Origin of the sequence: Nocardioides sp. (assembly GCF_034670285.1) — a bacterium.
Lineage (GTDB): Bacteria > Actinomycetota > Actinomycetes > Propionibacteriales > Nocardioidaceae > Nocardioides.
This window is the reverse complement of record NZ_JAXMNS010000045.1, coordinates 1-13,050: the sequence shown is the minus strand read 5'-3', so window position 1 is coordinate 13,050 and position 13,050 is coordinate 1. Positions and strand designations below refer to the sequence as shown.

The 13,050-nt window shown below is 69.7% G+C and carries 15 protein-coding genes; 14 read left to right on the top strand and 1 reads right to left on the bottom strand.

What is annotated here, in order from left to right:
* Positions 1-174 precede the first annotated feature (174 nt).
* The 12 genes from VOI19_RS03820 (at position 175) to VOI19_RS03765 (ending at position 9,804) form a co-directional block, all read left to right on the top strand.
* Entirely contained in the window at positions 175-501 is a 327-nt protein-coding gene (locus tag VOI19_RS03820) for a hypothetical protein (protein ID WP_323791626.1), read from the top strand.
* Positions 501-1,919 (top strand): Fe-S cluster assembly protein SufB, encoded by a 1,419-nt coding sequence (gene sufB / locus VOI19_RS03815; RefSeq protein ID WP_323791625.1) that lies wholly within the window; start codon positions 501-503, stop codon positions 1,917-1,919. The genes VOI19_RS03820 and sufB overlap by 1 nt, the downstream gene beginning before the upstream one ends.
* A gap of 69 nt (positions 1,920-1,988) precedes the next feature.
* Entirely contained in the window at positions 1,989-3,191 is a 1,203-nt protein-coding gene (gene sufD / locus VOI19_RS03810) for a Fe-S cluster assembly protein SufD (protein WP_323791624.1), read from the top strand.
* Positions 3,191-3,538, top strand: a complete 348-nt coding sequence (locus VOI19_RS03805) for a non-heme iron oxygenase ferredoxin subunit (protein ID WP_323791623.1) — start codon at positions 3,191-3,193, stop codon at positions 3,536-3,538. The genes sufD and VOI19_RS03805 overlap by 1 nt, the downstream gene beginning before the upstream one ends.
* Positions 3,535-4,302: a Fe-S cluster assembly ATPase SufC gene (gene sufC / locus VOI19_RS03800; protein ID WP_323791622.1), complete on the top strand. Its 768-nt coding sequence runs from the start codon at positions 3,535-3,537 to the stop codon at positions 4,300-4,302. The genes VOI19_RS03805 and sufC overlap by 4 nt, the downstream gene beginning before the upstream one ends.
* An 88-nt stretch (positions 4,303-4,390) precedes the next feature.
* The gene (locus VOI19_RS03795) at positions 4,391-5,662 is read left to right on the top strand and encodes a cysteine desulfurase (protein ID WP_416366317.1); all 1,272 of its coding nucleotides are present in this window, start codon (positions 4,391-4,393) and stop codon (positions 5,660-5,662) included.
* A gap of 5 nt (positions 5,663-5,667) precedes the next feature.
* A complete protein-coding gene (gene sufU / locus VOI19_RS03790; RefSeq protein WP_323791621.1) occupies positions 5,668-6,156 on the top strand; it encodes a Fe-S cluster assembly sulfur transfer protein SufU in 489 nt (162 codons plus the stop codon).
* On the top strand, positions 6,149-6,538 hold the full coding sequence (locus VOI19_RS03785) for a metal-sulfur cluster assembly factor (protein WP_323791620.1): 390 nt from the start codon (positions 6,149-6,151) through the stop codon (positions 6,536-6,538). The genes sufU and VOI19_RS03785 overlap by 8 nt, the downstream gene beginning before the upstream one ends.
* Before the next feature lie 185 nt (positions 6,539-6,723).
* Positions 6,724-7,761: a GNAT family N-acetyltransferase gene (locus tag VOI19_RS03780; RefSeq protein ID WP_323791619.1), complete on the top strand. Its 1,038-nt coding sequence runs from the start codon at positions 6,724-6,726 to the stop codon at positions 7,759-7,761.
* A gap of 9 nt (positions 7,762-7,770) precedes the next feature.
* Positions 7,771-8,379 (top strand): acVLRF1 family peptidyl-tRNA hydrolase, encoded by a 609-nt coding sequence (locus VOI19_RS03775; protein WP_323791618.1) that lies wholly within the window; start codon positions 7,771-7,773, stop codon positions 8,377-8,379.
* Complete coding sequence (locus VOI19_RS03770) at positions 8,376-8,885, top strand: metallophosphoesterase (RefSeq protein WP_323791617.1); 510 nt, start codon at positions 8,376-8,378, stop codon at positions 8,883-8,885. Before VOI19_RS03775 ends, VOI19_RS03770 begins: the two co-directional genes overlap by 4 nt.
* A 10-nt stretch (positions 8,886-8,895) precedes the next feature.
* Entirely contained in the window at positions 8,896-9,804 is a 909-nt protein-coding gene (locus VOI19_RS03765) for a phosphotransferase (protein WP_323791616.1), read from the top strand.
* A gap of 112 nt (positions 9,805-9,916) precedes the next feature.
* Here the strand turns inward: VOI19_RS03765 and VOI19_RS03760 are convergent, their stop codons facing one another.
* On the bottom strand, positions 9,917-10,867 hold the full coding sequence (locus VOI19_RS03760) for a neutral zinc metallopeptidase (protein WP_323791615.1): 951 nt from the start codon (positions 10,865-10,867) through the stop codon (positions 9,917-9,919).
* A gap of 131 nt (positions 10,868-10,998) precedes the next feature.
* On the opposite strand from VOI19_RS03760, the gene VOI19_RS19355 reads away from it, so the two are divergent.
* On the top strand, positions 10,999-12,597 hold the full coding sequence (locus VOI19_RS19355) for an ABC-F family ATP-binding cassette domain-containing protein (RefSeq protein WP_416366316.1): 1,599 nt from the start codon (positions 10,999-11,001) through the stop codon (positions 12,595-12,597).
* Between the two features lie 182 nt (positions 12,598-12,779).
* On the top strand, positions 12,780-13,050 hold a 271-nt coding region (locus VOI19_RS03745; protein WP_323791614.1), incomplete at its 3' end, for an enoyl-CoA hydratase/isomerase family protein.

The following is a 13,050-nucleotide window of genomic DNA, read 5'->3' as shown; positions in this document are numbered from 1 at the left end:
GGCCGTCCGGCCAAGGCCTTCGCGCTCACCCAGTCGGGTCGCGAAGGCTTCGAGAAGCAGTACGACGACCTCGCCGTCCAGGCTCTGCGCTTCGTCGCCGAGACCGGTGGCGAGCAAGCCGTGCGCTAATTCGCGCAGCGGCGGGTCGCGTTCGTCGAGGACCGTTTCGACACCGTGGCCGCCGAGCACCCCGATCTCGGACCTGTCCAGGTCCTGGCCCGGGTCTTCACCGACGAGGGGTACGCCGCTGGCGTCCGTGAGTCGCCGGTCGGCGACCAGCTGTGCCAGCAGCACTGCCCCGTGTCGTCGGTGGCCCACGAGTTCCCCCAGCTGTGCGAGGCCGAGACCGAGGCAATCGCCCGGGTCCTCGACCGCCACGTGCAGCGACTGGCGACGATCGCCCACGGCGACGGCGTCTGCACCACATGCATCCCCAACGGGCCGGCCGCAGCTGCGGCTCGGTCGACCCACCCGAAAACGCTGAAGGAGCAGGTCAGCTGATGACGACCATCGACGAGCGCAACCCCGAGCTCGAGGGCATCGGCCGCTACGAGTTCGGTTGGAGTGACACCGACACCGCGGGCGCCACCGCCAAGCGCGGCCTCAGCGAAGAGGTCGTGCGCGACATCTCCGCGAAGAAGTCCGAGCCGCAGTGGATGCTCGACATGCGCCTCAAGGGCCACAAGCTCTTCGGTCGCAAGCCCATGCCCACCTGGGGCTCCGACCTCGGCGGCATCGACTTCGACAACATCAAGTACTTCGTGCGCTCCTCCGAGAAGCAGGCCGCCACGTGGGACGACCTCCCCGAGGAGATCAAGAACACCTACGACCGCCTCGGCATCCCGGAGGCGGAGAAGCAGCGCCTCGTCTCGGGCGTCGCCGCCCAGTACGAGTCCGAGGTCGTCTACCACTCGATCCGTGAGGACCTCGAGGAGCAGGGCGTGCTCTTCCTCGACACCGACACCGCCCTGAAGGAGCAGCCCGAGCTGTTCAAGGAGTACTTCGGCACGGTCATCCCGACCGGCGACAACAAGTTCTCCGCGCTCAACACCGCCGTGTGGTCGGGTGGCTCGTTCATCTACGTGCCCAAGGGCGTCCACGTCGACATCCCGCTCCAGGCCTACTTCCGGATCAACACCGAGAACATGGGTCAGTTCGAGCGCACGCTGATTATCGTCGACGAGGGTGCCTACGTGCACTACGTCGAGGGCTGCACCGCCCCGATCTACTCGTCTGACTCGCTGCACTCCGCGGTCGTCGAGATCATCGTCAAGAAGGGTGGTCGCTGCCGTTACACGACCATCCAGAACTGGTCGAACAACGTCTACAACCTCGTCACCAAGCGCGCCGTCTGCGAGGCCGGCGCCACGATGGAGTGGGTCGACGGCAACATCGGCTCCAAGGTGACGATGAAGTACCCGGCCGTCTACCTGATGGGCGAGCACGCCAAGGGCGAGACCCTGTCGATCGCCTTCGCGGGCGAGGGTCAGCACCAGGACGCCGGCGCCAAGATGGTGCACGCGGCGCCCAACACCTCCTCCTCGATCCTGTCGAAGTCGGTGGCTCGCGGCGGCGGCCGTACGTCCTACCGCGGCCTGATCCAGGTCAACGAGGGCGCGCACGGCTCGAAGTCCAACGTGCTCTGCGACGCGCTGCTGGTCGACCAGATCAGCCGCTCCGACACCTACCCGTACGTCGACATCCGCGAGGACGACGTCTCGATGGGTCACGAGGCCAGCGTCTCGAAGGTCTCCGACGACCAGCTGTTCTACCTGATGTCGCGCGGCATGGCCGAGGACGAGGCGATGGCGATGATCGTGCGTGGCTTCGTCGAGCCGATCGCCAAGGAGCTGCCGATGGAGTACGCCCTCGAGCTCAACCGCCTCATCGAGCTCCAGATGGAAGGCGCTGTCGGCTGATCGCCGGCACCTCCCACCCACACGTGGGTCGCGCACCGCGCGACCACCGACGCTAGGAAGACACCCGTAGTGACTGTGACTGATGCTGCCCGCGAGAGCGTGGAGTCCGCGCTCGAGCAGGGCTCCGCGCACGGCAAGGACGGACACCTGAACGTGTCCCACCTCAACCCGCCGCCCTCGTACGACCTCGCCGACCACCCGCTGCCCACCGGGCGCGAGGAGATCTGGCGCTTCACCCCGCTCAAGCGGCTGGGTGGGATCCTCGACGGCGAGGCGTCCGACGCCTCGTTGACGTGGGACACCACCCTGCCCGAGGGCGTCACCCTGGAGCGGATCACCGCTGCCGAAGCCCGCGAGATGGGCGAGCTCGCCCCGAACGACCGTGCGTCGGCCCTCGCGGTCGAGAACGGTGGCGGCGCGATGCTGCTCGACGTCCCGGCCGAGGCCGAGATCGCCGAGCCGATCGTCATCCGGCTCACCGGCGAGTCGCTCGACGACCTCGTGTGGGGCCACCTGGTCCTGCGCGTGGGTCGCTTCGCCAAGGCGACGATCGTCCTGACGCACTCCGGCTCGGCGCGCTACAGCGCGACGACCAGCGTGCTGGTCGGCGACGGCGCCGACGTCAACGTCGTCTCGCTCCAGGACTGGAACGACGACGCCGTCCACCTCGGTCGCGACGCGATCCTCGTCGGCCGTGACGCCACGGTGCGCCACACCGCCATCAGCTTCGGTGGTGACGTGGTGCGGCTCAACGCCAACGTCGAGTACGCCGGCCCCGGTGGCTCCGCGGAGCTCCTCGGCCTCTACTTCGCCGACGCCGGCCAGCACCTCGAGCACCGGCTCTTCGCCGACCACAACCAGCCCAAGACCAAGAGCAACGTGCTCTACAAGGGTGCGTTGCAGGGCGAGAAGGCCCACACCGTGTGGATCGGGAACGTGCTGATCCGCAAGGTCGCCGAAGGCATCGAGACCTACGAGGAGAACCGCAACCTCGTGCTCACCGACGGCTGCCAGGCCGACTCGGTCCCGAACCTGGAGATCGAGACCGGAGAGATCGAGGGTGCCGGGCACGCCTCGGCCACGGCCCGCTTCGATGACGAGCAGCTCTTCTACCTCCGCTCGCGCGGGGTGTCGGAGAAGGAGGCACGTCGCCTCGTGCTCCACGGCTTCTTCGACGACCTCATCCGTCGCGTCGGCGTCCCCTCGCTCGAGGAGCAGCTGACCTCGACCGTCGAGGACGAGCTCGCCAAGAACGTCCTGAAGGCCGACTGATGGCCTTCGAGCTCGTGTGCGCCCCGGGCGACGTCACCGCCGACGAGGCGCTCGGCGTCACCGTCGGTGACTACGACGTCGCCCTGGCCAAGCACGTGGGCGCGGACGGCGAGAAGTTCTACGCCCTCCAGGACCTCTGCAGCCACGCTGCTGTCTCGCTGAGCGAGGGAGAGGTCGAGAACTGCGCTGTCGAGTGCTGGCTGCACGGCTCCCGATTCGACCTCCGCACGGGCAAGCCGACCGGCCTGCCCGCCACCGAACCTGTCGCGACCTTCCCTGTCGAGGTCCGCGACGACGGTGTCTACGTCGACACCGCCACCACCCTGAACGGAGTTACCCCCTCATGAGCGAACTGGTGATCAAGGACCTGCAGGTCTCGGTCAGCACCGACGACGGCCCCAAGGAGATCCTCAAGGGCGTCACGCTGACCATCAAGGACGGCGAGACGCACGCCATCATGGGCCCCAACGGCTCGGGCAAGTCGACGCTGGCCTACTCCATCGCCGGCCACCCCAAGTACGACATCACCGGGGGCACCGTGACCCTCGACGGTGAGGACGTCCTCGCGATGAGCGTCGACGAGCGCGCCCGCGCCGGCCTGTTCCTCGCCATGCAGTACCCCGTCGAGGTCCCCGGCGTCTCGGTGTCGAACTTCCTGCGCACCGCGAAGACCGCCATCGACGGCGAGGCCCCCAAGCTCCGCACCTGGGTCAAGGACGTCAACGCCGGCCTCGAGCGCCTCAACCTCGACCCGTCGTTCGGCACCCGCTCGGTCAACGAGGGCTTCTCCGGCGGCGAGAAGAAGCGCCACGAGATCGCCCAGCTCGAGCTGCTCGACCCGAAGATGGCGATCCTCGACGAGACCGACTCCGGCCTCGACATCGACGCGCTCAAGATCGTCTCGGAGGGCGTCAACCGCTTCCGTCACCAGGACGGCAAGGGCGTGCTGCTGATCACGCACTACACCCGCATCCTGCGCTACATCGAGCCCGACTTCGTGCACGTCTTCGTCGACGGCAAGATCGCCGAGCAGGGCGGCCCCGAGCTCGCCGAGCAGCTCGAGGCCAACGGTTACGACAAGTACCTCAAGGCCGCTGCTGCTGCAGGCTGAGCCTGCTGACGCGCACGGCGCACCCGCGCCGCGCCGTCGTACGACTGTCCCGGTCACCCCCGCCCGCCCGTCGATGAAGGAGAACCCGATGTTGGAAGGCCTGCTGCCCCAGCTGGAGATCGTCCGCAAGGACTTCCCCATCCTCGAGCGCACGCTCGCGGGCGGGGTGCCGTTGGTCTACCTCGACAGCGCGAACACCTCGCAGAAGCCGCAGGTCGTCATCGACACGATGGTCGACCACCTCGAGCGTCACAACGCGAACATCTCGCGCGCCATGCACCAGCTCGGCGCCGAGTCGACCGAGGCGTTCGAGGGTGCGCGCGACAAGGTGGCCGCATTCATCGGCGCGCCGAGCCGCGACGAGGTGATCTTCACCAAGAACGCCTCCGAGGCGCTCAACCTGGTGGCGAACTCCCTGTCCTGGGCGACCGGCGAGCACGCGGTCGGTGCGGGTGACGAGGTGGTCATCACCGAGATGGAGCACCACTCCAACATCGTGCCGTGGCAGCTGCTCACCCAGCGCACCGGCGCGACGCTGCGGTGGTTCGGGCTGACCGACGAGGGTCACCTCGACCTGAGCAACATCGACGAGCTGATCACCGAGCGCACCAAGGTCGTCTCCTTCACCTGGGTGTCCAACATGCTCGGCACGATCAACCCGGTCGCCGAGCTCACCCGCCGTGCCCACGAGGTCGGCGCGATCGTGGTCGTCGACGCGTCGCAGGCAGCGCCGCAGATGCCCATCGACCTCGCTGCGATGCCGGCCTCCGACCGGCCTGACCTGATCGCCTTCACCGGGCACAAGGTCGTGGGCCCGACGGGGATCGGCGTCCTGTGGGGACGCGGCGACCTGCTCTCGCAGCTGCCGCCGTTCCTCGGCGGTGGCGAGATGATCGAGACCGTGCGCATGGAGTCCTCCACCTACGCGCCGATCCCGCACCGCTTCGAGGCCGGCACCCCGCCGATCATCGAGGCGATCGGGCTGGGAGCAGCCGTGGAGTACCTCACCGACCTCGGGCTCGACGCCGTACGCACCCACGAGCACGCGATCACCGCCTACGCGCTCGACGGTCTGGCGACCATCCCCGGTCTCCGGGTGATGGGGCCGCTGGACCCCGCCGAGCGTGGGGGAGCGATCTCGTTCGAGATCGAGGACGTGCACCCGCACGACATCGCCCAGGTGCTCGACTCGCGCGGCGTCGCCGTACGCGCCGGGCACCACTGCGCCAAGCCGGCGCACGCCCGCTTCGGCGTGCAGAGCTCGACGCGGGTCTCGGGCTACCTCTACACGACCCCGGCCGAGATCGACACGATGGTCGAGGCCCTGGAATACACCCGTTCGTACTTCAAGCTGAGCTGAGTGACATGACGAGCACACCGCAGCAGGACCTGGACAGCCTCTACCAGGAGATCATCCTGGATCACTACAAGAAGCCCCTCCACGCCGGTCTTCGTGAGCCCTACGAGGCCGAGGTCCACCATGTGAACCCGACCTGCGGCGACGAGATCACGCTGCGCGTGCACCTCGTCGACGACGGCGGCGTGGCCCGGGTGGCCGACGTCTCCTACGACGCCCTCGGGTGCTCGATCTCGCAGGCGTCCTGCTCGGTGATGGCCGACCTCGTCATCGGCAAGACCGTCGACGAGGCGATGGCGATCCACGAGAACTTCCTCACCCTGATGCAGGGCAAGGGGAAGGTCGAGCCCGATGAGGACGTCATCGAGGACGGCATCGCCTTCGCCGGCGTCGCCAAGTTTCCCGCGCGCGTGAAGTGCGCACTACTGTCGTGGATGGCTTGGAAAGACGCCACCGCACAGTCCCAGAACGATCTGCAGGAGGAAAGCAATGGCTGACCACTCCGACCTTCCCGAGGTCCCCGAAGCCCAGGCCGGACAGGCCGAGACCGGCGGCGGCACCGCCACCGCGACGGTCACGCCCGACGACGTCACCGAGGCGATGAAGGACGTCGTCGACCCCGAGCTCGGCATCAACGTCGTCGACCTCGGTCTCGTCTACGACGTGCACCTCGACGAGTCGAGCAACTGCGTGCTGGACATGACGCTCACGTCCGCGGCCTGCCCGCTCACCGACGTGATCATGGACCAGACCAACGCCGCCCTCGAGGGCCTCGTCAACGACGTCGCCATCAACTGGGTCTGGATGCCGCCGTGGGGCCCCGACAAGATCACCCCCGACGGTCGCGAGCAGCTGCGCGCCCTCGGTTTCAACGTCTGAGGCGCATCCCCACGAGCGCAGCGAGTGGGGATGCGACCCGAAGAGGTCGAGCAAGCCTGCGGGTGAGCCTGCGAACCCGCAACGGCGGGACGAGACCTACGGGCGCGCGGCGAGCGAGTCCCGCTGAGGTTCTGCGTTCTCCTCGTTCCTAGCGCCGTCGGGCCACCAGGTGTCAGGGTAGGGCGATGATCGAGGTCCGTCCGTTCGAGCCCGATGACCTGCCGGCGCTGTGGGCGCTCGCGCACCTGCCCGACTCCGGCGTCACCGAGGACGACAGCGTCCCGGTGCCGCTGCCGGTACGGCGCGTCCCGCCGTCGGGTCCGTCTGACCTGGTCGACCCGGCCGCCACGGTGCTCGCGCCGGGTGGCGACCTCGTGGTCGCGACCCGCGACGGGCACCTCGTCGGTGTCGGAGGGCTCCGACCCGTCCGCGGGCGACCGCACCTCGGTCGGCTCGTGCGCCTGCGCGTCCACCCCGCCGTACGACGGGCGGGTGTGGGGCGGCGGTTGATGGAGGGGCTCGAGGCCGCCGCGCGCCGCCGTGGGGTGACCGACCTGATGCTCGACGTCGGCGACCACCAGCCCGAGGCGCTGGGTTTCTACCGAGCGCTCGGCTGGTCGGAGACGTGGCGGGAGAGCGGGCCCGAGTGGCACTGGCAGACGGTGTGGTTCCACCGGTCCCTGGCACGCGACCACCTCGCGGTCGAGGTGCGGCCCTGCTCCGGCGTCGAGGATGCGAATGCTGCCGAACGAGGCCTGCCCAGCGGTCCCAACCGCGTGCACCACGCGCGGTGGGAGCAGCAGGCGGACCGCGCCGCGACCTACCTCCTCGCGTGGGACGGCGCCGAGGTGGTCGGACACGTCCTGCTGCTGGCCGCCACGCGGCACGGTGACGCGATCGACGTCCTGGGGCCGCACGCAGAGGTGACGGCGCTCGGTGTCGCCGACCGCGCGCGACACCGCGGGGTGGGCACGGCCCTGATGGGGGCCGCGGCCGGAGTGGCGCAGCAGCAGGGTGGGCGAACCCTGGGGCTCGCGCTCGCGGCCCCTGACGAAGAGCTGGCGACGCTGTGTCGTCGTCTCGGGTGGGCGCGTCATCCGTCGTTGGCTCCGCTCGTGGAGTCGACCTGGCTCGACGAGCGCGGCGTCGAGCACGAGGAGCGCGACGAGTGCCGCTACTGGACGCTCGACCTCCCGCGCGGTGCCACCACGCCCGCGCAGTAGGTTCGCTGCGTGAGCCTCATCCTGGTGCCGACCGTCCGCTGGGAGCGGTGGTGCGCGAACTTCGAGCGCGGTCACGGCGCGACGGAGTACGGCGTGGAGGACGGTGCGTTCGTCGGTCGAGCCGACGACGGGTCGCACTTCTCGGCTCGCCTGCCGTTCGACCTCCCCTACGACGGCGCCGCGAGCCCGGCCGAGCTCGTTGAGGCCGCCGAGGTGCCCGACGACTGGGGCGTCCTGCTGGTGCGCAAGGGCGGCTTCGCGATGGCGCGGCTCTCCGGCCTGACGACGGGGGAGTCCAAGACCGGTCAGCGCCACGTGCAGGGCCGCACGAAGGCGGGCGGTCAGTCCCAGCAGCGCTTCGCCCGGCGGCGGGACAACCAGGCCCGTCAGGCCTACGAGGCCGCCGCCGAGCACGCCGTACGGATCCTCGGCGGATGCCGCGGGCCCGTGGTCACCGGCGGCGACCGCTCGGCCGTGGAGGAGACCCTGGGTGACCCGAGACTGAGTGGACTGCGCGTCACCGGCCCGTGGCTGGCGGTGCCCGACCCCCGTCGGTCGGTGCTCGAGCAGGCCGTCACCGACGCGTGCGCGCTGCAGGTCGAGGTGGTCAACGCGTGACCCGGGTGCTGCTCCTGGCCGACACGCACCTGCCGAAGCGTGCTCGCGACCTGCCTGCCGAGGTCTGGGAGCAGGTCGATGCGGCTGACGTCGTGGTGCACGCAGGCGACTGGGTCGACGTCGCGACCCTCGACCGGCTCGAGGAGCGCTCGCGACGGCTGTTGGCGTGCTGGGGCAACAACGACGGCGCCGAGCTGCGCGCGCGGCTGCCGGAGGTCGCCAGGGCGACGATCGACGAGGTCCGGTTCGCCGTGGTGCACGAGACCGGGCAGAAGCAGGGGCGCGAGGCCCGGTGCCAGGCGGCATACCCCGACACCGACGTGCTGGTCTTCGGCCACAGCCACATCCCCTGGGACACCACCACGCCCGGTGGGCTGCGCCTGCTCAACCCCGGGTCGCCCACCGATCGTCGGCGCCAGCCGCACTGCACCTATCTCACGCTCACGGCCCGGGACGGCGCGCTGAGTGACGTCGAGCTGCACCGCTTGGCACCCCGGGTGACGTAGCGTCACTCCCATGTGGGAGCCCGAGCCCGGGTGGGTCGCGCTGCCCGGAGGTGCTGGTACGTCGACGGTCGGCGTGTGGCGCACCGCGGTCGGTGACAGCCCCGTCGTGATCAAGCGACTGTGCGCGCCCTCGCGGCACGACCCCGACCAGCTCAGCGACCCGCGCCACTTCGCCTACTGGCGCCGCGAGGCCGACGTCCTCGCCACGGGAATCACGTCGACCACGACCGGCCTGTGCGCCCTGCCCGCACGCATCGAGGAGGACCCCGAGGGCATCACGATCACTCGCGAGTGGGTCGAGGACGCTGCAGTCACGGGGCTGTTCGTGGCGATGTCGCTGGGCCGCTTCGCCGGCTCCACGATGGCCCGACCGACGTTCCTGGCCCACGGCCTGCTCCGGTCGCGACTGGCCGCCACCGACCACCGCGCCGGGGGATGGCCGACCCTGGCCCGGACGACGGTCGCCGACATCGCCGACGCGCTGTGGAACCGTCGTACGACCTTCCTGGACGCGTTGGACGCCTTGCCGCAGGTGCCCCAGCACGGCGACCCGACCCTGGCCAACGTGCCGGGTCGACGTGGGGAGGACGCCCTGGCGATCGACTGGGCGACCCTGGGCGTCGGACCGGTGGGCGGCGACCTCGGGTTCTTCTCCCTCGGGGCGCGCGAGGAGTTCGAGCCACTGCTCGACGCCTACCTGATGGGGCTGCCCGCCGAGGTCGCTGCGCTTGACGACATCCTGCTCGGTGCCCAGGTGACCGCCGTCTACACCGCCCTGGGCCGAGCGGAGTGGGCGCTGGCGCGCGTCGCCACCGGCGAGGGCGCGCTGGCGTCGAAGTACCGGCACCCGGCTGTGGCTCCGCACCTGCGCACGCTGCAACGGCAGTTCGCGCAGATCGAGGCGTTGTTGGGCTGGTAGCGCCGCCACCGCTCGGGCTGCTGTGACAGAACTCCCGCTTGTTGTGTGGAGTTCCGTGACAGAAGCGGGAGTTTCACCACTTGAGCGGTGATTTTCCCACCCGATCGAGCTCTCAGACCCGGTCGATCTCGAACGTGTTGCAGGCTTCCATGCCGCCTTGGTCGTAGCCGATCATGAACCACTTGCGGCGCTGGTCGGAGGACCCGTGGGTCCAGACCTCCTCGTTGACGCGGCCACCGCTCTGCTTCTGAATGTAGTCGTCGCCGACGGTCTTGGCGGCCTCGAGGGCGGTGTCGATGTCGTCCTGGCTGAGGTCGAGCAGCAGCACGTTGCCGGCGGCGTCCTCGGTCTCGGTGGCGTGCTTGGTCCAGACGCCGGCGAAGCAGTCGGCCTGCAGCTCGAGGCGGACGCCGCTGCTCTGCGGGCCGGTCTCGCCGGTGACCTGGCCGAGCGTGCCGATGAGGTTGGAGATGTGGTGGCCGTACTCGTGAGCGAGCACGTAGGGCTCCACGAACGCGCCGCGCGGGCCGTCGAGGGCGCCGGCGAGGACGTCGTCGAAGAACGCGTCGTCGAGGTAGATCGAGTCGTCGGCCGAGCAGTAGAACGGACCGACGTCGGACGTCGCCCCTCCACATGCGGTGTCGATGCCGCCGGAGAACGTCACCAGACGCTGCACGGGGCGGAAGCCCGACTCGAGCTCGCCGGACCAGAAGTCCGTCAGCGAGTTCTCGACGGCCACCCGGGCGCAGTCGGTGCTCTCGTTGGCGTCAGCGCCGGTGCGGCAACCCGCGTAGCGGCCCGTGTCGGAGAAGGCGCTCGTGTCGTAGCCGCCACCGGCGCCCCCACCCATCTCGGGGAGGGTCGAGCCCCCGCCCTGGGTCGCGATGACGAAGGCGACGACGGCGATGATGATGCCGATCACGCTGCCGCCGCCGGCGGCGCCGCCAGGGAGCGGAAAGCCCTTCGAGGAGCTGGAACGGCGCCCGGAGCGGCCGCGGGACGCGCCGCGACCTGCGTCGGACACCCGTCCGGTGTCGAGCCGGGAATTCGGGTTGAATCGCATGGCTGACAGACTAGGGCTCATCGAGGTGTTCCGTTCGCCCTCGATCAGCGCGGCGTCGCCTTCCGGGGGTCACGAAAGCTGCCTTCAGCCATGCCGCCCGATCGGCCACGACAGAGAGATCTCCGCACGCCATGATCACCGCCCACAAGCTCGAGGTACGAGCCGGCGCACGCCTGCTGATGGAGGACGTCTCCTTCCGGGTCGCGGCCGGGGACAAGATCGGGCTGGTCGGACGCAACGGCGCGGGCAAGACCACCCTGACCAAGATCCTCGCCGGCGAGGCCCAGCCGGCCGGCGGCTCGGTCGTCAACAACGGCGCCGTCGGCTACCTGCCGCAGGATCCCCGCACGGGTGACCCCGAGGTGCTTGCCCGTGACCGGATCCTCGGCGCGCGGGGCCTGGACGACGTCGTACGGCGGCTGCGTCAGGCCGAGCACGACATGGGCAGCGACGACGGCAAGGCGCGGGAGAAGGCGATGCGTCGCTACACCCGCGCCGAGGAGGAGATGCAGGCCGGCGGTGGCTACGCCGCCGAGTCCGAGGCGGCCACGATCGCGGCCAGCCTCGGCATCGAGAACCGCATCCTCGACCAGCAGCTCAAGACGCTCTCCGGTGGTCAGCGCCGCCGGGTCGAGCTCGCGCGCATCCTCTTCTCCGACGCCGAGGTGCTCATCCTCGACGATCCGACCAACCACCTCGACATCGACTCGATCGTGTGGCTGCGGCAGTTCCTCAAGTCGCACAAGGGCGGCTTCATCATCATCAGCCACGACAACGACCTGCTCGAGGAGACCGTCAACAAGGTCATGCACCTCGACGCCAACCGCATGGTCATGGACGTCTACAACATGGGCTGGCACAACTACCTGACTCAGCGCGAGACCGACGAGAAGCGCCGCAAGCGCGAGCGCGCCAACACCGAGACCAAGGCCAAGACCCTCACCGACCAGGCCAACCGGATGCGCGCCAAGGCCTCCAAGGCCCAGGCAGCCCAGTCGATGCTCAAGCGGGCCGAGAAGATGATGTCGGGCCTCGAGGGTGAGCGGCAGGCCGACAAGGTCGCGCGGATCAAGTTCCCCGCCCCGGCTCCGTGCGGCAAGACGCCGCTCATGGCCTCCGAGCTGTCGAAGTCCTACGGCTCGCTCGAGGTCTTCACCGACGTCGACCTGGCGATCGACAAGGGCTCGCGGGTCGTCATTCTCGGCTTCAACGGCGCGGGCAAGACGACGATGCTGCGCATCCTCGCCGGCGTCGACCAGCCCGACACCGGTCGGCTCGAGCCCGGTCACGGGCTCAAGGTGGGCTACTACGCCCAGGAGCACGAGACCCTCGACACCAGCCGCACGGTCCTGCAGAACATGCAGAGCGCCGCACCGCAGCTCACCGACACCGAGGCCCGGTCGGTGCTGGGCTCGTTCCTCTTCTCCGGCGACGACGCCAACAAGTCGGCCGCGGTGCTCTCCGGCGGTGAGAAGACGCGGCTCGCGCTGGCGTCGCTGGTCGTCTCGAGCGCCAACGTGCTCCTGCTCGACGAGCCCACCAACAACCTCGACCCGGCGTCACGCGAGGAGGTCCTCGAGGCCATCCGCAGCTATGAGGGCGCGATCATCCTGGTGACCCACGACGAGGGCGCCGTGCGTGCCCTCGAGCCCGACCGCGTGCTGCTGCTGCCCGACGGCGACGAGGACCTCTGGAACGACGGCTACGCCGACCTGGTCTCCCTGGCCTAGCCCGATCCGGGCACGTTCGGGCGTGGGAAATGTTGTCGTCTGGTCCCAGACGGCGCGATTTCGGGCACGGGGCGTGTGGTTTGGGACCAAACGGCACGCCTCCGGCAGGCGGCCGCGACGGTCGCGCAACGGTGGGGCCGGGCGGACGGCGGCGCGTCGGTGCGGCTCCCTAGACTTCGAGCATGACTCCTGAACAGCTCGCTGCAGCCGGTCTCCGCTACGAGGTCGACGGCGTGGTCGCCACGATCACCCTCGACCGTCCGGCCTCGCGCAACTCCCAGACGCCCACCATGTGGCGCACGCTCGCGGCGCTGGGCGAGGAGATCCCCGACGAGGTGCGTGTGGTCGTGCTGCAGGGGGAGGGGGCCACGTTCTCGGCCGGCCTCGACCGCAGCCTGCTGACGCCCGGTGGCGGCGACGGCCCGGAGAGCGTCGTCGACCTGCTCGCCCTGC

Excerpts from the sequence above, each read along its gene's own strand:
- sufB (WP_323791625.1), top strand. The coding sequence starts at position 501 with ATGACGACCATCGACGAGCGCAACCCCGAGCTCGAGGGCATCGGCCGC.
- VOI19_RS03805 (WP_323791623.1), top strand. The coding sequence starts at position 3,191 with ATGGCCTTCGAGCTCGTGTGCGCCCCGGGCGACGTCACCGCCGACGAG.
- sufC (WP_323791622.1), top strand. The coding sequence starts at position 3,535 with ATGAGCGAACTGGTGATCAAGGACCTGCAGGTCTCGGTCAGCACCGAC.
- VOI19_RS03795 (WP_416366317.1), top strand. The coding sequence starts at position 4,391 with ATGTTGGAAGGCCTGCTGCCCCAGCTGGAGATCGTCCGCAAGGACTTC.
- sufU (WP_323791621.1), top strand. The coding sequence starts at position 5,668 with ATGACGAGCACACCGCAGCAGGACCTGGACAGCCTCTACCAGGAGATC.
- VOI19_RS03785 (WP_323791620.1), top strand. The coding sequence starts at position 6,149 with ATGGCTGACCACTCCGACCTTCCCGAGGTCCCCGAAGCCCAGGCCGGA.
- VOI19_RS03780 (WP_323791619.1), top strand. The coding sequence starts at position 6,724 with ATGATCGAGGTCCGTCCGTTCGAGCCCGATGACCTGCCGGCGCTGTGG.
- VOI19_RS03765 (WP_323791616.1), top strand. The coding sequence starts at position 8,896 with ATGTGGGAGCCCGAGCCCGGGTGGGTCGCGCTGCCCGGAGGTGCTGGT.
- VOI19_RS03760 (WP_323791615.1), bottom strand. The coding sequence starts at position 10,867 with ATGCGATTCAACCCGAATTCCCGGCTCGACACCGGACGGGTGTCCGAC.
- VOI19_RS19355 (WP_416366316.1), top strand. The coding sequence starts at position 10,999 with ATGATCACCGCCCACAAGCTCGAGGTACGAGCCGGCGCACGCCTGCTG.